Origin of the sequence: Staphylococcus xylosus, assembly GCF_002732165.1 — a bacterium.
Classification (GTDB): Bacteria; Bacillota; Bacilli; order Staphylococcales; family Staphylococcaceae; genus Staphylococcus; species Staphylococcus xylosus.
Genome location: NZ_MRZO01000004.1, coordinates 289955 through 312815 on the forward strand (window position 1 = coordinate 289955; position 22861 = coordinate 312815).

At 31.5% G+C, this 22861-nt stretch carries 29 protein-coding genes and 1 riboswitch; of the genes, 19 read left to right on the forward strand and 10 right to left on the reverse strand.

Going from position 1 to position 22861, the window contains the following annotated elements; genetic code table 11:
* Positions 1-101: 101 nt before the first annotated feature.
* On the reverse strand, positions 102-350 hold the full coding sequence (locus BTM19_RS08355) for a hypothetical protein (RefSeq protein ID WP_038678172.1): 249 nt from the start codon (positions 348-350) through the stop codon (positions 102-104).
* Positions 351-514: 164 nt separating this feature from the next.
* On the opposite strand from BTM19_RS08355, the gene BTM19_RS08360 reads away from it, so the two are divergent.
* A complete protein-coding gene (locus BTM19_RS08360; protein WP_029377612.1) occupies positions 515-724 on the forward strand; it encodes a hypothetical protein in 210 nt (69 codons plus the stop codon).
* 241 nt (positions 725-965) lie between these two features.
* On the opposite strand, the gene tsaT is transcribed toward BTM19_RS08360, so the two are convergent.
* Complete coding sequence (gene tsaT, locus BTM19_RS08365) at positions 966-1148, reverse strand: type II toxin-antitoxin system toxin TsaT (RefSeq protein WP_081224894.1); 183 nt, start codon at positions 1146-1148, stop codon at positions 966-968.
* A gap of 227 nt (positions 1149-1375) precedes the next feature.
* On the opposite strand from tsaT, the gene BTM19_RS08370 reads away from it, so the two are divergent.
* The 3 genes from BTM19_RS08370 to BTM19_RS08380 all read left to right on the forward strand — a co-directional run bounded on the left by BTM19_RS08370 (position 1376) and on the right by BTM19_RS08380 (position 2732).
* Positions 1376-1879, forward strand: coding sequence for a hypothetical protein (locus BTM19_RS08370; RefSeq protein WP_038678174.1), 504 nt, complete (start codon positions 1376-1378; stop codon positions 1877-1879).
* Between the two features lie 67 nt (positions 1880-1946).
* On the forward strand, positions 1947-2153 hold the full coding sequence (locus BTM19_RS08375) for a TM2 domain-containing protein (RefSeq protein ID WP_029377609.1): 207 nt from the start codon (positions 1947-1949) through the stop codon (positions 2151-2153).
* A gap of 360 nt (positions 2154-2513) precedes the next feature.
* Entirely contained in the window at positions 2514-2732 is a 219-nt protein-coding gene (locus tag BTM19_RS08380; protein WP_029377608.1) for a YozE family protein, read from the forward strand.
* Between the two features lie 3 nt (positions 2733-2735).
* On the opposite strand, the gene BTM19_RS08385 is transcribed toward BTM19_RS08380, so the two are convergent.
* From BTM19_RS08385 to BTM19_RS08405, 5 genes are all read right to left on the reverse strand, one after another.
* Positions 2736-2972, reverse strand: a complete 237-nt coding sequence (locus tag BTM19_RS08385) for a hypothetical protein (RefSeq protein ID WP_029377607.1) — start codon at positions 2970-2972, stop codon at positions 2736-2738.
* Between the two features lie 312 nt (positions 2973-3284).
* Positions 3285-4580: a CitMHS family transporter gene (locus BTM19_RS08390; protein ID WP_029377606.1), complete on the reverse strand. Its 1296-nt coding sequence runs from the start codon at positions 4578-4580 to the stop codon at positions 3285-3287.
* Positions 4581-4744: 164 nt separating this feature from the next.
* Positions 4745-5008: a hypothetical protein gene (locus BTM19_RS08395; RefSeq protein WP_029377605.1), complete on the reverse strand. Its 264-nt coding sequence runs from the start codon at positions 5006-5008 to the stop codon at positions 4745-4747.
* Positions 5009-5244: 236 nt separating this feature from the next.
* On the reverse strand, positions 5245-5781 hold the full coding sequence (locus BTM19_RS08400) for a GNAT family N-acetyltransferase (RefSeq protein ID WP_029377604.1): 537 nt from the start codon (positions 5779-5781) through the stop codon (positions 5245-5247).
* A gap of 488 nt (positions 5782-6269) precedes the next feature.
* Positions 6270-6695: an organic hydroperoxide resistance protein gene (locus tag BTM19_RS08405; RefSeq protein WP_029377603.1), complete on the reverse strand. Its 426-nt coding sequence runs from the start codon at positions 6693-6695 to the stop codon at positions 6270-6272.
* A 154-nt stretch (positions 6696-6849) separates the two neighbouring features.
* Between BTM19_RS08405 and aroD the strand changes: the two genes are divergently transcribed.
* Positions 6850-7569: a type I 3-dehydroquinate dehydratase gene (gene aroD, locus BTM19_RS08410; protein ID WP_069796689.1), complete on the forward strand. Its 720-nt coding sequence runs from the start codon at positions 6850-6852 to the stop codon at positions 7567-7569.
* A 66-nt stretch (positions 7570-7635) separates the two neighbouring features.
* Positions 7636-8175, forward strand: a complete 540-nt coding sequence (locus BTM19_RS08415) for a nitroreductase family protein (protein ID WP_029377601.1) — start codon at positions 7636-7638, stop codon at positions 8173-8175.
* 352 nt (positions 8176-8527) lie between these two features.
* Here the strand turns inward: BTM19_RS08415 and BTM19_RS08420 are convergent, their stop codons facing one another.
* Positions 8528-8848, reverse strand: coding sequence for a thioredoxin family protein (locus BTM19_RS08420; RefSeq protein WP_029377600.1), 321 nt, complete (start codon positions 8846-8848; stop codon positions 8528-8530).
* A 141-nt stretch (positions 8849-8989) separates the two neighbouring features.
* Here BTM19_RS08420 and BTM19_RS08425 point away from each other — a divergent pair, with 141 nt between their 5' ends.
* The 8 genes from BTM19_RS08425 to BTM19_RS12925 all read left to right on the forward strand — a co-directional run bounded on the left by BTM19_RS08425 (position 8990) and on the right by BTM19_RS12925 (position 14139).
* The gene (locus BTM19_RS08425; RefSeq protein ID WP_029377599.1) at positions 8990-9346 is read left to right on the forward strand and encodes an arsenate reductase family protein; all 357 of its coding nucleotides are present in this window, start codon (positions 8990-8992) and stop codon (positions 9344-9346) included.
* A gap of 173 nt (positions 9347-9519) precedes the next feature.
* Positions 9520-9900, forward strand: coding sequence for a glycine cleavage system protein GcvH (gcvH, locus tag BTM19_RS08430; protein ID WP_029377598.1), 381 nt, complete (start codon positions 9520-9522; stop codon positions 9898-9900).
* Positions 9901-10134: 234 nt separating this feature from the next.
* Positions 10135-10527: a toprim domain-containing protein gene (locus tag BTM19_RS08435; protein WP_029377597.1), complete on the forward strand. Its 393-nt coding sequence runs from the start codon at positions 10135-10137 to the stop codon at positions 10525-10527.
* Positions 10524-10823 carry a thioredoxin family protein gene (locus tag BTM19_RS08440; RefSeq protein ID WP_029377596.1) on the forward strand — a complete coding sequence of 100 codons (300 nt, stop codon included), beginning with the start codon at positions 10524-10526 and terminating at the stop codon, positions 10821-10823. Before BTM19_RS08435 ends, BTM19_RS08440 begins: the two co-directional genes overlap by 4 nt.
* 54 nt (positions 10824-10877) lie before the next feature.
* Positions 10878-10983, forward strand: a riboswitch (SAM riboswitch).
* Positions 10984-11069: 86 nt separating this feature from the next.
* Positions 11070-12095, forward strand: coding sequence for a methionine ABC transporter ATP-binding protein (locus tag BTM19_RS08445; RefSeq protein ID WP_017722390.1), 1026 nt, complete (start codon positions 11070-11072; stop codon positions 12093-12095).
* Complete coding sequence (locus BTM19_RS08450) at positions 12088-12783, forward strand: methionine ABC transporter permease (protein ID WP_017722389.1); 696 nt, start codon at positions 12088-12090, stop codon at positions 12781-12783. The genes BTM19_RS08445 and BTM19_RS08450 overlap by 8 nt, the downstream gene beginning before the upstream one ends.
* Before the next feature lie 23 nt (positions 12784-12806).
* Complete coding sequence (locus tag BTM19_RS08455) at positions 12807-13622, forward strand: MetQ/NlpA family ABC transporter substrate-binding protein (RefSeq protein ID WP_029377595.1); 816 nt, start codon at positions 12807-12809, stop codon at positions 13620-13622.
* Between the two features lie 343 nt (positions 13623-13965).
* Positions 13966-14139, forward strand: a complete 174-nt coding sequence (locus tag BTM19_RS12925) for a VraH family peptide resistance protein (RefSeq protein ID WP_038678186.1) — start codon at positions 13966-13968, stop codon at positions 14137-14139.
* A 617-nt stretch (positions 14140-14756) separates the two neighbouring features.
* Here the strand turns inward: BTM19_RS12925 and BTM19_RS08460 are convergent.
* Together BTM19_RS08460 and popT are read right to left on the reverse strand one after the other, a co-directional pair.
* Positions 14757-15785, reverse strand: coding sequence for a hemolysin family protein (locus tag BTM19_RS08460; protein ID WP_038678187.1), 1029 nt, complete (start codon positions 15783-15785; stop codon positions 14757-14759).
* 153 nt (positions 15786-15938) lie between these two features.
* Entirely contained in the window at positions 15939-16787 is an 849-nt protein-coding gene (gene popT / locus BTM19_RS08465; protein ID WP_058625709.1) for a polyprenyl-phosphate transporter PopT, read from the reverse strand.
* Between the two features lie 364 nt (positions 16788-17151).
* Here popT and sufC point away from each other — a divergent pair, with 364 nt between their 5' ends.
* From sufC to sufB, 5 genes are all read left to right on the forward strand, one after another.
* A complete protein-coding gene (gene sufC, locus BTM19_RS08470; protein ID WP_029377586.1) occupies positions 17152-17913 on the forward strand; it encodes a Fe-S cluster assembly ATPase SufC in 762 nt (253 codons plus the stop codon).
* Between the two features lie 101 nt (positions 17914-18014).
* The gene (gene sufD, locus BTM19_RS08475) at positions 18015-19322 is read left to right on the forward strand and encodes a Fe-S cluster assembly protein SufD (RefSeq protein ID WP_038678191.1); all 1308 of its coding nucleotides are present in this window, start codon (positions 18015-18017) and stop codon (positions 19320-19322) included.
* Positions 19323-19472: 150 nt separating this feature from the next.
* Entirely contained in the window at positions 19473-20711 is a 1239-nt protein-coding gene (locus tag BTM19_RS08480) for a cysteine desulfurase (RefSeq protein ID WP_029377584.1), read from the forward strand.
* Positions 20701-21150, forward strand: coding sequence for a Fe-S cluster assembly sulfur transfer protein SufU (gene sufU / locus BTM19_RS08485; protein ID WP_017722381.1), 450 nt, complete (start codon positions 20701-20703; stop codon positions 21148-21150). The genes BTM19_RS08480 and sufU overlap by 11 nt, the downstream gene beginning before the upstream one ends.
* A gap of 182 nt (positions 21151-21332) precedes the next feature.
* Entirely contained in the window at positions 21333-22730 is a 1398-nt protein-coding gene (gene sufB / locus BTM19_RS08490) for a Fe-S cluster assembly protein SufB (protein ID WP_017722380.1), read from the forward strand.
* The last annotated feature ends 131 nt before the right edge of the window (positions 22731-22861 follow it).

Here is a 22861-nt window from a genome sequence, read left to right on the forward strand (position 1 = left end):
AAAAATAACTCATGTTATAAACATTATACCCGTTAATTACACTAATAAGTGAAAATATAAATCTAATACTACTCATAGATCTATGTTCAAAATATAGTATTTTAAATGTCCTTAATTATCAAATGTTTCTTTAATTCATCGATATCAATAATTAAAGATTTGCTGTTGTTTTCTACTTTATAGTTTATTACTGTGCCTTGTTCAATATCAAAAGATACCTGGCTTAAGATACCCATGGCATAGTCATTTATAGGACTAACTATTGAAATGGAAGTTTCATCCTCTTGTATAACAAATTGTTTTTGGCTTTGATTAATTACTGTCCATTGTGGTAAGTAAGTTAAATTCAAATTGGTGCCTCCTTTTAAAATTTTTATCGAGTTGATTAGAAATTAATTTAATTATAAATCATAAAGCTATAATGCTACTTCCAATATCTTTGATTAATTTTCATTAAAGTACAAAATACAGGGAATAAGAATTGAGTAAACAATGTTTTTATAGAGGTGAGCCTATGAACATAGTTATTATTATGATATTAAGTCTTATTTTTGCATTTTTAGCAACAATGCCGTTTTTATTTATTAACACTAGATTACATCAAAATAAAAATTATGCCAAAGATGAGATACGTCATGAAAAGAGACGCACTTTACAACGTTTTATTTATTTCTTTGTTTTAGCTTTAGTAATGTTAATCATTTATACCTTTCTTTTAGATTAAAAGGTGAAGTTTAAAATAATAGGAAAAGCAGTTTGCTTATAGTAAAAAAGAACAGGACAACAATCAAAAAATTAAAATTGATTTCTGTCTTGTTCGCAAATAAAACAATATTAACTTATTCTCTGAAATTATTCTTAGAACTATATTAAGAATTTTACGTCGATTAATTCACGTTAAGAAATGATATAAAGTTTTTCGAAGTATAGTTTATTGGTTCTTCTTAAAAATTCAATTTTATGTTTTAACTTAATATTAATGAGAATAGTATACCAACAACACCAAAAACAATCAGCATGACTGTAACGCCAAGTAAAGATTCTTTAGCTTGTTGTGATCCTCTTACTTTGTATGCGATAAGTGCGCCAATACCACAAATTAAGAAAATTACTGATAGCCAAAAAACAACCATGAAATGTAGATTCAAAATACTACACCTCCTTTTTATGTGTATGCACTCATGAAACTATCATATTTGTGCAAAATTTATGTGAATCATAAAAAATTAACTGTAGTTATATTTAATCTTGTAATATAAACATCTTATCACTAATTTACAATCTCATATAGGAAGAATTTTAAAGTTTCATTTATTAAAGATTGGATAATAAATAAGGGTATTTAATTATTTGAAGCATGAAAAGAGGGATAATAATGAAAGAATATGACAGTAGCTTTACACAGATTGAACAAAAGATAGAAACATTAAAGTCGAAAAGTGTTAGTGATTTTGTTGAGTTATATAATCAAGTAGAAAATGATATTGTTGAACAAAAAAATTTGATTCGCGAAAGTTTAATGCCAAAAAATAAACAAGAAGATGAGAGAATAAGAGAAATTGCTGACAAAATTCATTTGCATATCCAAACAGGGCTTGAAACGTATAGTAGTGTAGATGACATACTTAATTATTTAGAGCCAGCTTTTCAAAGAGGTAAAGTAGATAAAACTTATGGACGTGCACTGGTGCTCTTAGAAGAAAATACAATGATTCAACAAATCAAACAAAAGTTTAAAGAGGATAAATATAATGTACACTTGATCAATTTAGTTTTAGACAAGTTTATCGAATTAAGCCTTGAAATTATGCCTAATAGTTATTCGAATATTTTGAAATTAGAGCAAGCATATTTTAAAGTATATTATGATAATATGTAACATTATTTAATTTATTAAATAGTTTGATGTATAATTAAGTCAATATAAATAAGTTAGGAGATTAAATATGAATGAAGTAAATAAAGTTATTTACATTGTTTTAGCCGTTTTTTTAGGTAGCTTTGGAATTCACAAATTTTATGCTAGAAAAACAGCAATGGGCTTATTATTCTTGGTCTTTTGTTGGACTGGAATTCCACAAATATTAGCTATTATAGGTGCAATATTAACACTATTTAAACCAGCAGATCAAAATGGTAATGTGTTAGTATAAACACAATTAAAATATAAGTATATGAGCTGTGAAGTAATCTATCATTTTAGATTGCTTCACAGCTTTTTTATTTCCAAGATAAAAGGATTTATTAGACATGTTAAAAAGGTAGGGGGATCTATACGGTTATATAAATATCCCTACCTTTAGTTTAATTTATGAAATTAACATTAAATTAAAAAAACTTTGTAAATTTTACAATCCAAATTAAATATTGTCATAGCAGTATTTAATTAAAAAACATTTAAATTTATAAATGTATCGTGATAGACAAAACATTATTATTTGTTATGATTAAACAAACGCTCACATTTGGAAAAGACTGTAACGATTAAAATATAGATAATCGAGGTAATGCTTATGACATTTTACGATTTTGTAATCGATTTTATAGAAGATGATACGCCACTCGGACAACTTGCGCATAATATTACAGGCGACAAAAATTTTCCGAAAAATGAAACAAGTTTTATTGTATTAAATTCGTATTTCTATAGTAATTATTTTGATCATGAAGTTTTAGCTTCTGCAAAACGAGCATTAAGTTTATATCGAAATAATATAGAGTTAGCTAACTAAACTTTAATTGTCATAATACCAATTTTGTTTTTCTAAAGCGGCTTTTATATCTGTTGTTTTAAAATTAATCTCGTTGTTTCTGATAGAAAAAGGTTCAATGATGTTTTTTGCCATCCAAGAATTAATGAGTTCCTTTGGCAATCCATCTAATTCCATGTCACTTTTGCTTAGTACAAAGCATTCCCAATCAAGTGAAACTTTAGAAGGATTGATATAATTACATTCATTAATTTGATTCATAAAAACACTCCTCAATATTGTAAATCCGACGTTAACTTTTACCCATGTAAAACATAAATCAAACGGTTTGCATAATATAAATTTATTTCTAGTGAAGTATTTTTATTGTTATCTAAGTTTATAATTGAATATAAATTTTAAAAAAGTTGCAGTGGCGGTATGTAGGATGTGCTACCATAAATATGGTCTGACACCAATTATGGTCTTGCATAACGATACTACTCACCAAAAATGGGGCTATGTCATCTATCATTTTTAGATAGGTGACATAGCCCTCATTTTATAATTTATTTTTAAAAGTTTAATATGATGTTACCACGGTATAATACCTAAAATACACGCCACAAATATCATAAATAAGCTGGATCCTGCAGCCCATTTTATAACGATCCTTTGATTTTGTCCGTATTCAATATCAAGCATACCGACTAGTAAATAACCTGCGGCATATAAAGGACTAAGCACATGTAATGGTTGACCTAAAACGGATGCTCTCGCCATATCAACTTTCGAAATTCCAAATTGTTGTGCAGATTCAGCAAGGATAGGTAGTACGCCGTAATAAAATGGGTCGTTTGCCATGAAGTATGTAAATGGTCCACTTAATATGGCAGTTATTAATGCAAAATGATTACCCAAAGCATCAGGAATAATGCTAACTAAGGCGTTTGCCATTTCGTTAACCATTTTTGTACCGTTCATTACGCCTGTAAAGATACCCGAGGCAAATACTAAACTGATAACTGATAGAACGTCTCCTGCATGTTTTTTTACCACAGAATTTTGAATACTAAGATTTGGATAATTTAATAAAATTGCTGCTCCAAACCAAAGCATGAACATTACTGGGATTGGCAATATACCAATTACCAAACAGACAATGAGTGAAATTGTAAGTATTGCATTTGGTATAAGCATTTTTGGTCTTTTTAACAATGAATCTTCAGTTGTAATTTCTGGTTTAACGTCATTTAAATCTATATCGCTATATGAAGTAATGTGTTTTTTGGCACGTTTTCCTAGTATGAATGCAACGCCGAAAGCAAAAATAACACCTGCTACCATTGCAGGTATTATAGGAATAAATACCTCTTCAGTTGTTACTTGTAATGAGGAAATAGCTCGTGCTGTTGGTCCTCCCCAAGGTAACATATTCATAACCCCGATGGACAAAAGTGCGAGTGTTGACAGAGTGTATAAGCTCATGCCAATTTTTTTATAAAGTGGCATCATTGCTGTTACTGTGATGATAAACGTAGTTGTACCGTCTCCATCCAATGCTACCATTGAAGCTAAGATTACAGTACCAAATGCAATTTTAACTGGATCCCCTTTGACTACTTTAATGATTTGGTTAATTACAGGTTCAAATAAACCTGCATCAATCATAACTCCGAAGTAGAGAATAGCAAATGTAAGCATAATCCCAGTCGGTGCAACTGTTTCTATTCCTTCCAGCATAAATTTTCCTAGACCAGCATAGAAACCACCAATCAAAGCGAAAATCGTTGGTAAAACAATTAAAGCTGTTAATGCAGACATTTTGCGTGTCATGATTAATATCATAAAAATAATAATCATGATAAAACCTAATAGTGCTAAATTCATAGTGTTCTCCCCCTTGTTTTATATATTATAGCGTTTTCAGAAAATTTGTAAAATTAAAAATGTATAAAGTTATATTTATTACATTAAGAAACTATAAAAAGCTTTATGATTACAAACAAAGTAATCATAAAGCTTCTATAAATTAAGTAGGGTATTTATTGGTATTATAAAAAACTAATTACAAAAGGTTTCCATAAAGGATAGCTTAATAAAACGAATGAAAAGATAGAGACACATAGTGCAAATATATTAGCAATACGATCACCACGTATGCCTGCATATATATTAATTAAAATAACGCCTAGGATAAATAGTCCGCCGGCTAATATTGGCAGATTACCCTCTAAAACTTTATTAACTACTAATAATGGAGTAGCAAGTGTGATTAATGACAAGAACAGTGATAATAATGTTGTAGCATATTTCAAAATGTTCAGCCCTCTCTTAAATAATAAGATGAATAAAATATTTATTAATAAAATAGCACTTAACAAAAATAATATTTGTTTAGCAATATAATTGCAAGTCATTTTAAAGATTAATAGATTTGGACTATATTAATTAGTCTCTTTGAAATAGCAAACAACCTATCAGTTTGCATTTAAAATTAATTACGAAATAGAGATTTAGTTACCCTATGTCAACGATTTACCAATCATTACTATTAAACAAATAAGTCACTGTCATTACCATCGAAATGATAAATAAGCCAATGCTCATCTACATAATAATTATCATATTTTCTAGCATGCTGTTCTAATACAAGTGTTTCAAAATTTAAGTTACTAAAAAAGACCTTGCCACTGATGTTATTTGAAATAAGCGAAGTCATTAATATTTCAATCTCTTTTTCATTACAAATTTTAAATATTTGGCGCATAAGCAAATTTGAAATTTGTTCTTTAGATGCTTGATTTTCATCTTTAACACACATATTTTCTAAAGTTGCTTTATGAGACAAGCTATAAGTTTGATGATGAATTAGTGTAACAGCGCCCATTAGTATATCCTGTTCAAAAGCGCCAAGAACGATACAATCTGTTGAGTCTGTGGATAGTAGGTTGTGTAAATCTGTATCATTTAAGCATTTCTCATTTTGTAATTTCCAGGCTAATACTTCGAGTTCTTTATTAATGCCTTGCAGTAACAAGGATTTATAAATAGAAAAATCTTCAGTTGTTAAATAGCGAATTTGCGTCATTCAATGCCTCCTAACCTCTGCAAAGTATTTTTTATAATGGATGAATAGTTCTCGTTTGCCAATTTAATTATAATATTAAAGGAAATAATTTATTTGAGCAATACTATCTTTAATTTTTTGCAAAAATATGTGGACATTTTCAATTCAGTATGAAAAAGAATAACTTTTTATAAACGTAAAAAATCATCTTAATAAATATATTAAGTAAAATATAGGCATATGATAATTGTGGTATAATATAGCAAGGCACATAAATGTGAATGGAGGCATATATTGTGGGAGCTTTAATAACTATTATAGTTTCACTGGGAGTGCTAATCCTGATTTCTTTTGCAGTGTTGATTGCTTATATCTTATTTCATAGTAAAGATTAAAGAGACAACTAACTAAACATTTATTAAGCATTAAAGCATTTAGATTGTACACCAGGAATAAAAAAACAAAAAAAGCCCCCGAAAGTTCAATTAAGAATTTTTCGGGGGAATATATTAGTCAACAACTGCTACATTTAAGTCAACATCAATGTTGCCACGTGTAGCTTTTGAGTATGGACAAAATTCGTGTGCATCTTGTAAATATTTCTCAGCTTCTTCTTGAGATAATACATTTTTGACTTTTGCGTCAATTGAGACACTTAATTTAGGGCTTTCAGCTTCAGGGTCATCTTCTAAACGTACTGTTAAAGTAACTTCTGGCTCAGCGCCTCTCACTTTATTTTGTTTTAAGATTAAATCAAATGCGCCATTAAAACATGAAGCATAACCTGCTGCAAACAATTGCTCTGGGTTTGTACCTTTTTCAGCATCAGCTTGAGCTGGTGGTACAATTGCTACGTCAATTGCTTTATCGTCAGTTTGAACGTGACCATTACGTCCACCTGTATTTGTTGCTTTCGTTTCATAATTTACTGCCATTTTATGACCTCCTAAAAAACTTCTAATTCATGTTTACCCAAGAAAAATAATTTAAATCATTTCACGGAGTAATTTATATGTTTTTTAATTGTATTATTTTTAGAAATTGTTATACAATAATTTAAATATTACTAAAGTAAAAGGAAGTTTAAACATGGCCAAAGTTGATATAGCTGTTACAATTGCACCTGAAAATGAACTCGAACAAGTTACAATTGAAGATTTAAAACAATATCAAGCCTCTATAGATATTATAGAATTAAGAATAGACCAGTGGTCAGTTTTTGATGAGACGTATGTAGCAAAAATTGCTGAAGATATACACAATTTAAACTTAAATAAAAAATTGTTAGTAACTTATCGAACGAAGACTCAAGGTGGAGAGGGTCAATTAGCAAATGATAAATACTTAAATGCGCTAGAAAAAATAATTCCATTAGATTATATTGATATGATAGATATTGAATATGAAGAAATGATGCCAATAGAAAAATATCAGTCATTAATAGAATCAGCGCATCGCAAAAATTTAGAAGTTGTATTATCGCAGCATAACTTTAAAAAAACGCCTAAATTGGAAGTATTAAAACGCTTATATTATAAAATGCATCAACTTGAACCAGATTATTTAAAAGTAGCTGTTATGCCTCATGATAAACAAGATGTCTTGAATCTATTAAATGCAATGTCAGAGAGTTCAGACACGGTTTCCCAAAATGTTGTTGGTATAGCCATGTCTAAGCTTGGATTAATTTCAAGAACTGCTCAGGGTTTGTTTGGAGGATCAGTTTCATATGGTTGCTTAGACGCACCAAAAGCGCCTGGCCAAATTCATGTTGAAGCATTAAAACAACAAATTAAATTATACGAGTAGTTTGAAAATAGTGGTCGCCTGATTTATAATTGAAAATAATTATCACTAATGAAAGGGCGATAATCCATGGAACTACAAGATGCAATTGCACATCGTAGAAGTATTAAGATTTTTAAAAGAGATATGATAATAGATGATAACGCACTATACCAAGCGATACAGCAAGCAACAGATGCCCCCAATCATGGCATGAGAGAGCCTTGGAGAGTGATTCATATTGCTAAAGAACGCTTAGGTCCTATGAGTAAACAACTCTCAGAAGTTGCGTTTCCTAATTTAGATAAAAAACAAGAAAATCATTATAACACTGTTACAAATCTAGGTGGCATGCTTGCCTTAATTTTAAAAAGAGACCCTAGACAACGAGAAGATTTAGAGAATAACATGGCATTTGGAGCCTTCGCACAAAATTTAATGTTATTGTTGCATGAAGCGGGTATTGGCACGTGTTGGAAATCACCAGCATATATATTCACACCTGAAATAAGGTCGATATTTAATGTGAGAGATGATGAACAACTCGTTGGTTTCTTGTATCTCACAGATTTACAAGATGAGATGCCATATAGAAAACGTCATGTCGATCAAGTAATAGAAAAATTTTAAAGTAGTTTTAGAGAATGGGTATACGAAAGTAAAAGTGAAATTTGACTTCGTATGCCCATTCCTAATTTTTATGATTATATACTCAAATGTTAAAAAGGCTTCGTCGTCATACTTTGTCAAACTGGACTAAAACTAATAGTGGCTTCATCTGATTTGAAATTCATGTTGATGGTTAAGAACCACTGATTTTCAAAAATGGAACACCTGAGTATAAACTCATGTGTAAGAACCACTAACTCAATAAATTGAGTAGTGGTTCTTTAAAAATACTACCAATATAATAATAAAGGCTGAGACAATTAATTTGTCCCAGCCGATCAAGATGAGATGAAATATCTCATTTATAAATCAATTATTTAAATGTTTCTGCTAAAAATGCTTCTACTTGTTCTGGTGATTTCGCATTAGCTGAGTGTAAGTGAGCTAATTTCTCACCATTTTTAAATACTAATAAGCTTGGGATGCCCATCACGTCGTTGTCAGCTGCAACGTCTTCCAGCTCATCACGATTAACTGTAAACCAGTCGTAATCATTGTATTTTTCTTGGATAGGGTCAATCCACATATCCATTGCTTTACAGTCAGGGCACCAGCCAGCTTCGAATTTTACAATAACAGGGTTATCACTTTGTACAGTTTCTTTAAATGCATCATTTGTATTAATAGGTTTCATAATTTTCTCCTTTTTAAAAATATTATTAAGCTTATTATAACGGACATTTTAAAGTTATAAAAAAAATCAGCTTATTTATTAGAGCGTTTTAGCAATAAATTTGATATATTAATGTTAACTAGTTATAGGAGGTACAGAATAATGATAAAATTTTACCAATATCCTAATTGTACTACTTGTAAAAAAGCAGCGAAATTTTTACAAGACTACGGTGTGAGCTTTGAACCAATCGATATAGTGCAACATACGCCCACTAAAAATGAGTTTAAAGAAATCTTAGAGGCGACAGATATCGATATAAATAAACTCTTTAATACGCATGGAGCTAAATATCGTGAATTGGGTCTTAAAGACAAAATGAGTGACCTTACTAATGATGAAAAGTTAGATTTATTATCAACAAATGGTATGTTGGTCAAAAGACCATTAGCTATTTCTGGGGATAAAGTTACAGTTGGTTTTAAAGAAGATCAATATAAGGCAACATGGTTATCTTAATTCCTCTTTTGGAAATAGAGCAATCTCTGTAAGTGAATTATAAGTAATGTATGTAAACGCTTCATTTATTGTTATGAAAACATTATAATAGTATTAACATGTTAATAAATAGTTGATTGTATGGTATGCATATGGCATCATTAATATGTAAAATCATTTAGGAGGGGATTCTCGTGGCAGTACCGAGTGAATTAAAATATTCTAAAGAACATGAATGGGTAAAAGTTGAAGGTAATACAGTAACAATTGGTATCACTGAATACGCTCAAGGTGAACTTGGCGATATCGTATTTGTTGAATTACCAGAAGTAGATGACGAAATTAATGAAGGCGACACTTTTGGTAGTGTTGAATCCGTAAAAACTGTTTCAGAACTATATGCACCTGTATCAGGTAAAGTAGTTGAATCTAATGATGAGTTAGAAGATAGCCCAGAATTCGTAAATGAATCACCTTACGAAAAAGCTTGGATGGTTAAAGTTGAACTAAGTGACGAAAGTCAAATAGATGAATTATTAACTGCAGAGCAATATTCAGAAATGATTGGCGAATAATATAACACTGAACTCCATGATATAACTATCTTGGAGTTTTTTCATACCATTGAGGATTATTGAAGATTTATCAATTTTATAAGTCTAACAAGTTCACCTCAACTTAAAATAATGATAAATTATGTTTGTAATAATAAGAAATATTTTAACTATGTAAATTATGTTTATTGTCACTACGGATTGTGAAGAACTAAGTAGAAAAGATTTACTATCAACATTTAGAGGGTGGATGTCATGACGATACTGAACCAAGTAATTGTTGTCGAAGGAAAGTCAGACAAGAAGCGTGTCAAACAAGTGATTGATCAGCCAATAGAAATTATTTGCACGAATGGAACGATGGGTGTAGATAAATTAGACGAAATGATTGATACTTTATATGACAAACAAGTGTATATTCTTGTTGATTCGGATGATGAAGGTGAAAGAATACGAAAATGGTTCAAACGCTATTTAAGTGAAAGTAGACATATAAGAGTAGATAAACAATATTGCGAAGTCGCTCGTTGTCCTAAACCATATTTATCTAGAGTATTGGAAAAACATGGTTTTATAGTTAAGGATGAAGAAAAGGTGGCGAAAGCAAGATTGGATTATATAGCTGAGAGGGTAAGTTTATTAACATGAATGTAACAAGTGAACAACGCGTTGACGTCAATAAATATATAAATGAAGATAAATATCTTATCTTTGGTTATACACCAACATGTGGGACATGTAAGGTTTCTGAACGTATGCTAGATATTGCTAATGATATTTTGCAATTACCTATAATAAAAATGGACTTAAACTTTCATCCTGATTTTAGTCAAATGTATGAAATTCAATCTGTACCAGTTTTATTAGTAATGTCAAAAGGTGAAGAGCAAAAAAGGATTTATGCATTTCAATCGGTGCCTTATTTGTTAGAAAATTTAAAATAGTTATTGACGAAATATTAGTACGATGGTAGGATTAAAAATAATTAAATAATGAAACTCTTATCACGAGAGGTGGAGGGATGTGCCCTACGAAGCCCGGCAACCGTCTTTAATAGAAATGGTGCCAATTCACATAAAGTTTTAAAACTTTAGAAGATGAGAGAAGCGATTTTGCTTTCTCTATACTTCGGTGAACATAGAGAAAGCATTTTTTTAATTGAAGGATTAGCAACACAAGGAGGAAACAGAATGATTGAGTTAAATCAAATAGTCAAAAAGTACAAAACGAAAAAACAGGACGTACTGGCTGTAGATCATGTTGATTTAAGTATTCAATCAGGCTCGATTTTTGGAGTAGTTGGTTTTTCAGGTGCGGGGAAAAGTACTTTAATTAGACTTTTAAATAATCTCGAACAACCAACTTCAGGAGACGTCATTATCGATGGAGATACAATTGGTAAGCTATCAAAATCACAGTTAAGAAAAAAGCGTCAAAAAGTGAGCATGATATTTCAACATTTTAATTTACTATGGTCGCGTACTGTATTAAATAATATTACATTTCCATTGGAAATAGCGGGTGTGCCTCGCCGTGAAGCAAAACAACGGGCAAAAGAATTAGTAGAACTTGTTGGACTGAAAGGTAGAGAAAGTGCGTATCCTTCAGAACTGTCAGGTGGTCAAAAACAACGTGTCGGCATTGCGCGAGCGTTAGCAAACGAACCAACTGTATTGCTTTGTGATGAAGCGACAAGTGCATTAGATCCTCAAACAACAGATGAAATTTTAGAATTATTATTGAAAATTAAAGAAGAAAGAAATTTAACAATTGTAATCATCACACACGAAATGCATGTCATTAGACGCATATGTGACGAAGTAGCTGTTATGGAAAACGGTCGCGTGATTGAACAAGGTCTAGTTTCCACAGTTTTTGAGAATCCACAACATGCGGTTACAAAACGTTTTGTTAAAGATGATTTAAATGATGATTTTGATAAATCTATTAGCGACTTAGTGTCACTTAATGAAGATGATTATGTTGTTCGTTTGAATTTCACAGGGAATAATACCACGCAACCTCTCGTGTCATACATAACGAAAACGCATAACATCGATGTGAATATATTAGAAGCTAATATTAAACATACAAAAGATGGTTCACTTGGTTTCTTAGTAATTCAATTGAGTGATGTAAATTCAGAAAAATTCGAAAAGTTTAAAAATGATTTAGAAGCACAGCATGTGTCAGTGGAGGTGTTAAGACATGGGTAATTCATTGAGTGACATCCTCCGCGAGATGTTTACAATGCCAAACGTCAGTTGGGACGAAGTTTGGTTAGCGACATACGAAACAATTTATATGACAGTTATTTCGACAATTTTTGCCTTTGTACTAGGCTTAATATTAGGTGTTTTACTCTTTTTATCAGCTAAAAGCAAATCACCTATAGCGAGAGTTTTCTATACTATTGTTTCATTTATAGTTAACTTGTTTAGAGCGATACCATTTATTATTTTAATCTTATTGTTAATTCCGTTTACAAGTTTAGTCTTAGGCACGATTAGTGGTCCAACAGGAGCATTACCAGCTTTAATCATTAGTGCCGCGCCTTTCTATGCCAGACTTGTAGAAATTGCATTTAAAGAGATTGATAAAGGCGTTATTGAAGCAGCTTGGTCAATGGGTGCCACTACTTGGACAGTAGTCAAAAAAGTATTATTACCTGAAGCGATGCCAGCATTAATTTCAGGTATTACTGTCACAGCGATTGCTTTAGTAGGATCTACTGCAGTAGCCGGTGTTATTGGTGCAGGTGGCTTAGGTAACCTAGCTTATTTAACAGGTTTCACCAGAAATCAAAATGACGTTATTTTTGTTTCAACAATTTTAATCCTTATTATTGTGTTCATCATTCAATTTATTGGTGATTGGGCTACTAATAAAATTGATAAGAGATAATCTTAAAAAGGGGGACTTTTTATATGAAAAAATTATTTAGCTTAGCTTCTGTACTTGTATTAGCGCTTGTTTTAGCAGCTTGTGGAAATAGTGGTGGCAGTGAAGATAAAAAAATTACAGTAGGTGCTTCTCCAGCTCCTCATGCTGAAATTTTAGAAAAAGCCAAGCCATTATTAAAAGATAAAGGCTATGATTTGAAGATTAAAACAATTAATGATTATACAACACCGAATAAATTATTAGATAAAGGTGAATTAGACGCAAACTTTTTCCAACATACACCTTACTTAAAAACTGAGAAAAAAGATAAAGGATATAAAGTAGAATCAGCAGGTAATGTTCATTTAGAACCAATGGCTGTTTATTCTAAAAAATATAAGAGTCTAAAAGATTTACCAAAAGGTGCCACTGTTTATGTTTCTAATAATCCAGCTGAAGAAGGCCGTTTCTTAAAATTCTTCCAAGATGCAGGATTAATTAAAATAAAAGATGGTGTGAAGATTGAAGATGCTAAATTTGATGATATCGTAGAAAACAAAAAAGATATCAAATTTAATAATAAACAATCTGCAGAATACTTACCGAAAATTTATCAAAATGAAGATGCTGATGCAGTAATTATCAACTCTAATTTTGCAATCGATCAAAAATTAAGTCCTAAAGATGATTCTATTGTATTAGAGAAAGCGAAAGACAATCCTTACGCTAATTTAATTGCTGTTAAAGAAGGACATAAAGATGATAAAAAAATCAAAGCATTGATGGAAGTATTACAATCTAAAGAAATTAAAGATGAAATCGATAAAAAATATGATGGTGCCGTAGTTCCAGCAAAATAATATCGAAATAGTTATCATCCCCTTTGCCTTAATGGTTAAAGGGGATTTTTGTGTGTTCTTTGTTAAAGGCTCTATAAAAATAAAAAAGCACTAGCTATTCACTAGCTTGAATAGTTAGTGCTTTTCTGAGATTTTGAGTATTTATTAGATGAATTTAACTCATATTATTAATTAATTGAACTATTTAAAAAGTGACAACAGTGTTAGTTTTATCTACTTTATTACATGTTATCATTGAATTATCGACAACATTGAATCGATGTCGTTTTGACATTTTAGCTATTTGTAAGTTAAAACGCATCTTATTAATAAATAAAATTTAAATATTAAGGAGTGAATTGAAGTGAGCCTAAAAGAAATGTGGAATTATTTATTAAACAAGAAGTGGCGAACTAATGATGTATTATCAATTATAGCCTGTATGTTTGTTGTGAGTATGGTTACAACACCATTGGTTGGGGTACCAGTAGGTGCTATCGTCTATTTACTTTGGTTTGATAAAAATTTCAAAAAATAAGTCGAAATTAATTAGTATTTAGATTTAATACTAACAGAAAGTGTAATAAAGTATTTCCTAGCAGTTAAGTTTGAATTAAACAATTCTAAGGTGTAAAATATAATTAAGTTATAATTAATATATTTGCTAAGTTAAATGCCAAAGGTACCATTGTTACTTTGAGAATTTAATGTTATTAGTTTCCAATTGTTAATTTTAACTGTGATGGGAGAGCTTAAAATAATTAGAGACATAGATTTTCTTATAGCTCTATTTATTGATATATCACATGTATGGAATATCATTTTCGCTATTGATATTTTATCATTTTTAAACCCGACAATTATGTTATATGCATTTTCATTTCAATATAGATGAAAACGTGTATAAGTTATGTGTCGGGTTTTATTTGTGATACTATACTTGATAAAAAATTAGATGAATCTTCTCGTGGACTAAAATCATAGAAATCAATTTTTGCATTAACGATTCCATATATTAATCTAACCCTAACAGATTTATCTAGCTGAAACTTTAGTATTTCTTTTAAAATTTTAACCACAACTATTGATAGTTAAATACATAAAAAAACCGAGACATACATTTATGCCTCGGAATCATTTGTACTTATTTGATTATTACGATTGATCGTATTCGTCTTTAATATCACCGACAATGTTTTCTAAAATATTTTCCATTGTAATAATACCAAGGGGGGTTTGATGTTCGTCTTCCACTAGAGCTATATGAATTTGGTGAGACTTCATTTGCTCTAAGACTTGATGATATTTTGAATTTAATTTGATTTTAAGAATTTCATGAGTAATATCATTAAGCGAGTTGATATCATTACTTAATAGATCTTTTGCATGTATATAACCTACAATTTGTGTAGTGGTGTCTTTAATTACTGGAAATCTTGTGTAATTTGCATTACTTACGTATGCTTTAGTTTCGTCAATATTACTATTGATATCAACAACTGAGACTTTTTCAAGTGGCAAGTAGCCGTCTACAATTTTCATTTCATCGAACGCGAAAGCACGATTTATGTGTGTTAACTCATTTTCAGAAATTTCTCCGCCTTCATGACTTTCTTTAATTAATAGTTTTAATTCTTCTTCTGAATGATATAATTCACTTTCTTTAGCAGGTTGCATACCAAACATTTTTAAAATTAATCTTGCCGAGCCGTTAAGAATATAAATAAATGGATAAAATAATTTGTAAAACATGATGATTGGCTTAGCGATAAATAATGTGATTTGTTCGGCTTTTTGAATTGCAATTGTTTTAGGTGCCATTTCACCGACAACCACGTGTAAATAAGTTGCAATTACAAACGCACTAATTAATGTGAATATATGAATCATTGTTTCTGAAAGACCTAAACTACTAAAAATAGGATGTAATAAAAACTCAAAGGTAGATTCACCGACCATTCCAATACCTAAAGCTGTAATCGTAATACCAAGTTGACAAGCAGCTAAATATTCATCTAAGTGTGAAACTACTTTTTGTGCGGCAACTGCTTTCTTATTGTCTCCGTTCGCAAGTGAGTTAATCCTAGATGTTCGAACTTTAACGATTGCGAATTCTGTCGCCACAAAGAACGCGGTTAATATCAATAATAAAATAAATATAAATAAACTAATAATGGTTCCCAAAAATTAATTAATTCCTCCGATATGTTTGTTATTCAATCATTTCTGATTGGTATTCTATTATATAAAAAGTACAGGTTTATAGCTAGTGTAAAGAATTACTTTATGTGAAATAAGGTGGTTGAACGATAAATGTAATACAAAATAAAAAAATCATTAGTCATCTGCTGTAATTTTTCCTAATTTATAACTAATAACAAATCCTAATATAAGTGTAATGATTGAAATTATCCAAATTATAAATGTGCCAGGTAGACCTGGGAACACTGCATAAAGTGAGCCAACTACAAAACCTATAATAAGGGCATATGTGAGAAAAGTATAATAAGATAGTAAATACTGAATTAATTTACTCGAGAATAAAAATCCGCAAATAACACCAAACCCTACTGTTAATAAAATAGGTATTGCCGCAAAGTTTAATGACATAAATTCTGAAATAGCAAACATTACTGTGCCATAAACCCCAAAGACGAGTAACATGAATGAACCTGATATTCCAGGTAATAACATTGCACTAGAGGCACACATACCCGCAATAAAATATTTAATCACTAAACCAGAATTTAATGTTAAAGTTTCTCCAGCATGTTTGTCTCCGTTATTGAGTAATGTAATAACTACTATAATAACGATACCTAATACTAATAATATATAATGCAGTGTATTAAATGTTTGTTTGAATTTAGACGTTTTCAATAGGTAAGGAATAATTCCTCCGATAAGACCAACAAAAAAGAACATTGTTGGGATCGTGTGTGTACTTAGTAAGTAATTAATGAGTTTACTTAATACTCCAATTGCGATAACCATACCCAGACCTATAGGTATTAAGAATTTCAAACTTTCCCAAAATCGTTTTGAAAAAATGCCGCTAATGGAACGTATGAAATCATCATAGATACCTAGTAACAGTGCAATTGTCCCACCGCTTACGCCAGGGACTAAGTCAGTCGTACCCATTGCAAAACCTTTCCATAAATTAGACCATTTAATTTTTGACATATCTTTCTCCTTTTTTAATAATGTAGTAATGATATTAGCATAAAAAAGTGAAATACAATATTATAAACACAAAGAAACTAAATGATGTAGATACCATATTTATAATGCGAAAAAACATGGAAAAGAGACTCTAATGTATTGAGAACATTAAGGTGGCTTTTATCATTTACAAAAATCATAGTATTATTATCGAAAATTATTGTGTTTTAATAACGATTTTAATTTAGCACTAGAAAAGGTTTATATTCGTATATAACTACGTTATAATTAGATGATGTAACAAGTGCTCAGTCTTTTGACTGTAGATTAAAATTATTATAAACTAGATAGGAAAAACATATCATATAATACGGAGGGAATATGTATGCCATCAACATTAGAAATTAAGGACCTACATGTGTCTATAGAAGATAAAGAGATTCTAAAGGGTGTTAATTTAACAATTAACACAGGTGAAATACACGCAGTTATGGGACCAAACGGTACTGGTAAATCAACATTATCATCAGCAATCATGGGCCACCCAAGCTACGAAGTAACAAAAGGGGAAGTAATCTTAGACGGCGTTAATATCTTAGAATTAGAAGTTGACGAACGTGCAAAAGCTGGTCTTTTCTTAGCAATGCAATATCCATCAGAAATCACTGGTGTAACAAATGCAGACTTCATGCGTTCAGCAATAAATGCTAAACGTGAAGAAGGTGAAGAAATCAATTTAATGCAATTTATCAAAAAACTTGATAAAGAAATGGATTACTTAGATATCGATCAAGATATGGCACAACGTTACTTAAATGAAGGTTTCTCTGGCGGTGAGAAGAAACGTAATGAAATTCTTCAATTAATGATGTTAGAACCAAAATTCGCAATTTTAGATGAAATTGACTCAGGTTTAGATATTGATGCATTAAAAGTTGTTTCTAAAGGGATCAACCAAATGCGTGGAGACGAATTTGGCTCATTAATTATCACGCACTATCAACGTCTATTAAATTACATTACGCCTGATCATGTTCACGTTATGTATGGCGGTAAAGTAGTTACTTCTGGTGGTCCAGAATTAGCTAAGCGTCTTGAAGAAGAAGGTTACGAATGGGTTAAAGAAGAGTACGGTGCTACAGAATAAGTCTCAACTCATATGAAACATATTAATTTAGATGAAGATTTAAGGTCTTGATTTATACCGATGAATTAAATCATACAATCATCAAATGGGAGGAAAAAAGTATGACGACTGAAACTTTGAACATTTCTGAAGCGCAACTAGTTGAATATTCACAAGCCCATAATGAACCTACTTGGCTAACAGAATTACGTAAAGAAGCGTTAAAATTAACTGAAACTTTAGAAATGCCAAAACCAGATAAAACAAAAATTAACAGATGGGATTTTGACTCATTTAAGCAACATGAAACTACAGGTAGCGTATATCAAACGTTAGAAGAATTACCAGAAGCAGTAAAAGATATTATCGATATAGATAATTCTGAAAATTTGATTATTCAACATAATAATACATTGGCTTTTACTAAAGTTTCTGATTCTGCAAAAAATGATGGCGTTATCGTTGAAGGTTTATCTGAGGCTTTAGTTAACCATCCAGATTTAGTAAAACAATATTTCATGAATGAAACTGTAACTGTTGATGAACATAGATTAACAGCATTACACACTGCATTATTAAACGGTGGCGTATTTGTATATGTACCTAAAAATGTGGTTGTAGAACATCCAATTCAATACGTTGTCTTACACGACGATGAACAAGCAAGTTTCTACAATCATGTCCTTATTAGTACAGAGGAAAGTGCAGAAGTGACATACGTTGAAAACTATCTATCAAATGCTAGCGGTGAAGGTAGCCAGTTGAATATCGTCTCAGAAGTAAATGCAGGAGCAAACTCAAAAATCACTTATGGTTCTGTAGATTATTTAGATAAAGGTTTTACTGGTCATATCATTCGTCGTGGTGTTACGCAAGCAGATGCGACAATTAATTGGGCACTTGGACTTATGAATGAAGGTAGCCAGATTATTGATAATACAACAAACTTAATTGGTGATCGTTCAGAAAGTGAATTAAAATCTGTTGTAGTAGGTACAGGTAGTCAAAAAGTTAATTTAACATCAAAAATTGTTCAATATGGTAAAGAAACAAATGGCTATATTTTAAAACATGGTGTTATGCTTGAAAGTGCCTCAACCGTATTTAATGGTATTGGATACATCAAACACGGTGGCGCTAAATCAAATGCTAACCAAGAATCTCGTGTATTGATGTTATCTGAAAATGCGCGTGGGGATGCTAACCCAATCTTATTAATTGATGAAGATGATGTAGAAGCAGGACACGCAGCTTCAGTTGGCCGTGTAGACCCAGAGCAATTATACTACTTAATGAGTCGTGGTATTTCTCGTCAAGAAGCAGAACGCTTAGTTATCCATGGTTTCTTAGATCCAGTGGTTCGTGAACTACCAATTGAAGATGTTAAACGTCAATTACGTGACGTAATTGAATTAAAAGTAAACAAATAGACTTTAAATTGAAGTTAGGACAATAGTAATGAGAACGGGAAGTCCAATTTTGACCGTAACGATAAAGAAAGTATAACGATCTATCAATTGTGACTGAACCTTTGCTAAGGTCTGCATATTGATTTTAATAAAGGAAGGCCTGTGAGTAATTTGACTGAAACTTTAAATGTTACTGAAATTATAGAAGATTTTCCAATCCTCAATCAACAAGTTAATGGCAATCGCTTGGCTTATTTAGATACAACCGCTACTAGCCAGACACCCGTGCAAGTTATTGATGCAATGGCTGATTATTATAAACGTTATAATTCAAATGTACATCGTGGTGTACACACATTAGGGTCATTGGCAACAGATGGTTATGAAAGTGCTCGAGAAACAGTGAGACGCTTTATAAATGCAAAATACTTTGAAGAAGTCATTTTCACTAGAGGTACAACAGCATCAATAAATATTGTCGCTCATAGTTATGGTGATGCTAACATTTCAGAAGGCGATGAAATTGTAGTCACTGAAATGGAACATCATGCTAATATCGTGCCATGGCAACAATTAGCTAAGCGCAAAAATGCATCGTTGAAATTTATCCCAATGACTGATGATGGTGAATTAGCGATTGAAGATGTAAAAGCTACAATTAATGATAATACAAAAATTGTAGCTATCGCCCATGTATCCAATGTACTTGGCACTATTAATGACATAAAAGCTATTACAGAAGTTGCACATGAACATGGTGCAATTATTAGCGTAGATGGTGCACAAGCTGCGCCTCACATGGCATTAGATATGCAAGCATTAGATGTTGATTTTTACAGCTTTAGTGGTCATAAAATGCTCGGACCAACAGGGATTGGCGTTTTATACGGTAAACGCACGTTACTTAATAAAATGGAACCAATTGAATTTGGCGGAGATATGATCGATTTTGTAGGCAAATACGAAGCTTCATGGGCTGACTTACCTACTAAATTTGAAGCTGGTACACCATTAATAGCTCAAGCAATTGGCTTAGCTGAAGCGGTAAGATATATTGAAAACTTAGGTTTCGAAAAGATTCAGCAACATGAAACAGCATTAACACAGTACGCTTACGACAAGATGTCAGAAATAGATGGTATTGAAATTTATGGACCTGCGAAAGAAAGACGCGCTGGTGTTATTACATTCAATATGACTGATGTTCATGCGCATGATGTAGCAACTGCGGTAGATACTGAAGGTGTGGCTGTAAGAGCCGGACATCATTGTGCACAACCACTTATGAAGTGGTTGAATCAATCTTCTACAGCACGTGCAAGTTTTTATATTTATAACACGCAAGAAGATATTGACCAACTCGTCGAAGCGTTGAAACAGACGAAGGAGTTTTTCTCATATGAATTTTAATAATTTAAATCAATTGTATCGTTCAGTGATTATGGACCATTATAAAAGCCCAAGAAATAAAGGTACTTTAGATAATGGTTCCATGACCGTCGACATGAATAATCCAACGTGTGGGGACCGCATTCATCTTACGTTTGATATTGAAGATGGTTTCATAAAAGATGCTAAATTTGATGGGGAAGGCTGTTCAATTTCCATGTCTAGTGCTTCAATGATGACTGAAGCGGTAAAAGGTCATTCTCTAGCAGATGCTATGAAAATGAGTCAAGAATTTTCCAAAATGATGCTTGGTGAAGATTATGAAATCAGCGAAGATATGGGCGATATCGAAGCTCTACAAGGCGTCGCTCAATTCCCTGCGCGTATTAAATGTGCCACGTTAGCATGGAAAGCACTCGAAAAGGGTACAGTTGAAAAAGAAGGCAATACTGAAGAGTAGGATTAAACTGAAGTTGATGCATTGACAATGTGTAAAATTCCATTCAAACTAGGGATTACAACATGATATTTAATGTAGCTAAAGGTTTAATATATTGTCTATTTAAATAGCATATAAAAAGTAAATACACAAAATGATTTTTGCACGTAAGTCGTTTTTAATATATAAAAGGAGTGATTTAAATGGCTAAAAAAGCACCTGATGTTGGAGATTATCAATATGGTTTCCATGATGAAGATGTTTCCATTTTTAGATCAGAACGTGGTTTGACGGAAAATATTGTCCGTGAAATTTCAAGCATGAAAGATGAACCAGAATGGATGCTTAACTATAGATTGAAATCATTAAAACAATTCTACAAAATGCCGATGCCACAATGGGGTGGAGATTTATCTGAATTGGACTTCGATGATATCACTTACTATGTTAAACCATCTGAAAATACAGAACGTTCATGGGATGAAGTACCTGAAGAAATCAAACGTACGTTTGATAAATTAGGTATTCCTGAAGCAGAACAAAAATACCTTGCTGGTGTTTCTGCACAATATGAATCTGAAGTTGTTTATCATAATATGGAAAAAGAACTTGAAGATAAAGGAATTATCTTTAAAGATACAGATAGTGCATTAAGAGAAAACGAAGAGTTATTCAGACAATATTTCTCAACAGTTGTACCTGCAGCTGACAACAAGTTCTCAGCATTAAACTCAGCTGTTTGGTCTGGTGGTTCATTTATTTATGTACCTAAAAACATTAAATTAGATACACCATTACAAGCATATTTCCGTATTAACTCTGAAAATATGGGACAATTTGAACGTACATTAATCATCGCTGATGAAGGTGCATCTGTTAACTATGTTGAGGGTTGTACAGCTCCTGTTTACTCAACGAGCTCTCTTCACTCAGCAGTAGTTGAAATCATCGTTCATAAAGATGCACATGTTCGTTACACAACAATTCAAAACTGGGCAAATAACGTTTATAACTTAGTTACAAAACGTACGCTAGTTCATGAAAATGGTAACATGGAATGGGTTGACGGTAACTTAGGTTCTAAATTAACAATGAAATATCCAAACTGTGTATTGATGGGTGAAGGTGCCAAAGGTAGCACATTATCTATTGCATTTGCAGGTAAAGGACAAGTACAAGATGCTGGTGCTAAGATGATTCATAAAGCGCCAAATACTTCTTCAACAATTGTTTCTAAATCTATTTCTAAAGATGGCGGTAAAGTTGTTTATCGTGGTATCGTTCATTTTGGACGTAAAGCTAAGGGTGCACGTTCAAACATCGAATGTGATACTTTAATCTTAGATAATGAATCGACTTCAGATACAATTCCATATAACGAAGTATTCAATGATAATATCTCTTTAGAACATGAAGCGAAAGTTTCTAAAGTATCTGAAGAACAATTATTCTACTTGATGAGCCGTGGTATTTCTGAAGAAGAAGCGACTGAAATGATTGTAATGGGCTTCATTGAACCATTTACAAAAGAATTACCGATGGAATATGCGGTAGAGATGAACCGTTTAATTAAATTTGAAATGGAAGGTTCAATCGGCTAAATTTAACCATTGAAATCACCATTTGATAATATTAAAAGCACGAAATGATACTAAATTGATAGCATTTATCTTTAAATGTTGTTAAAATTACATATCATTTCGTGTTTTTTATTTTGAAAAATAATATTTAT

Excerpts from the sequence above, each read along its gene's own strand:
- BTM19_RS08405 (WP_029377603.1), bottom strand. The coding sequence starts at position 6,695 with ATGGCAGTAAATTATGAAACGAAAGCAACAAATACAGGTGGACGTAAT.
- BTM19_RS08445 (WP_017722390.1), top strand. The coding sequence starts at position 11,070 with ATGATTGAGTTAAATCAAATAGTCAAAAAGTACAAAACGAAAAAACAG.
- BTM19_RS08375 (WP_029377609.1), top strand. The coding sequence starts at position 1,947 with ATGAATGAAGTAAATAAAGTTATTTACATTGTTTTAGCCGTTTTTTTA.
- BTM19_RS08370 (WP_038678174.1), top strand. The coding sequence starts at position 1,376 with ATGAAAGAATATGACAGTAGCTTTACACAGATTGAACAAAAGATAGAA.
- sufC (WP_029377586.1), top strand. The coding sequence starts at position 17,152 with ATGCCATCAACATTAGAAATTAAGGACCTACATGTGTCTATAGAAGAT.
- BTM19_RS08450 (WP_017722389.1), top strand. The coding sequence starts at position 12,088 with ATGGGTAATTCATTGAGTGACATCCTCCGCGAGATGTTTACAATGCCA.
- popT (WP_058625709.1), bottom strand. The coding sequence starts at position 16,787 with ATGTCAAAAATTAAATGGTCTAATTTATGGAAAGGTTTTGCAATGGGT.
- sufU (WP_017722381.1), top strand. The coding sequence starts at position 20,701 with ATGAATTTTAATAATTTAAATCAATTGTATCGTTCAGTGATTATGGAC.
- BTM19_RS08420 (WP_029377600.1), bottom strand. The coding sequence starts at position 8,848 with ATGAAACCTATTAATACAAATGATGCATTTAAAGAAACTGTACAAAGT.
- BTM19_RS08415 (WP_029377601.1), top strand. The coding sequence starts at position 7,636 with ATGGAACTACAAGATGCAATTGCACATCGTAGAAGTATTAAGATTTTT.
- BTM19_RS08455 (WP_029377595.1), top strand. The coding sequence starts at position 12,807 with ATGAAAAAATTATTTAGCTTAGCTTCTGTACTTGTATTAGCGCTTGTT.
- BTM19_RS08440 (WP_029377596.1), top strand. The coding sequence starts at position 10,524 with ATGAATGTAACAAGTGAACAACGCGTTGACGTCAATAAATATATAAAT.
- sufD (WP_038678191.1), top strand. The coding sequence starts at position 18,015 with ATGACGACTGAAACTTTGAACATTTCTGAAGCGCAACTAGTTGAATAT.
- BTM19_RS08360 (WP_029377612.1), top strand. The coding sequence starts at position 515 with ATGAACATAGTTATTATTATGATATTAAGTCTTATTTTTGCATTTTTA.
- sufB (WP_017722380.1), top strand. The coding sequence starts at position 21,333 with ATGGCTAAAAAAGCACCTGATGTTGGAGATTATCAATATGGTTTCCAT.
- BTM19_RS08385 (WP_029377607.1), bottom strand. The coding sequence starts at position 2,972 with ATGAATCAAATTAATGAATGTAATTATATCAATCCTTCTAAAGTTTCA.
- BTM19_RS08425 (WP_029377599.1), top strand. The coding sequence starts at position 8,990 with ATGATAAAATTTTACCAATATCCTAATTGTACTACTTGTAAAAAAGCA.
- BTM19_RS08400 (WP_029377604.1), bottom strand. The coding sequence starts at position 5,781 with ATGACGCAAATTCGCTATTTAACAACTGAAGATTTTTCTATTTATAAA.
- aroD (WP_069796689.1), top strand. The coding sequence starts at position 6,850 with ATGGCCAAAGTTGATATAGCTGTTACAATTGCACCTGAAAATGAACTC.
- BTM19_RS08435 (WP_029377597.1), top strand. The coding sequence starts at position 10,135 with ATGACGATACTGAACCAAGTAATTGTTGTCGAAGGAAAGTCAGACAAG.
- BTM19_RS08380 (WP_029377608.1), top strand. The coding sequence starts at position 2,514 with ATGACATTTTACGATTTTGTAATCGATTTTATAGAAGATGATACGCCA.
- BTM19_RS08390 (WP_029377606.1), bottom strand. The coding sequence starts at position 4,580 with ATGAATTTAGCACTATTAGGTTTTATCATGATTATTATTTTTATGATA.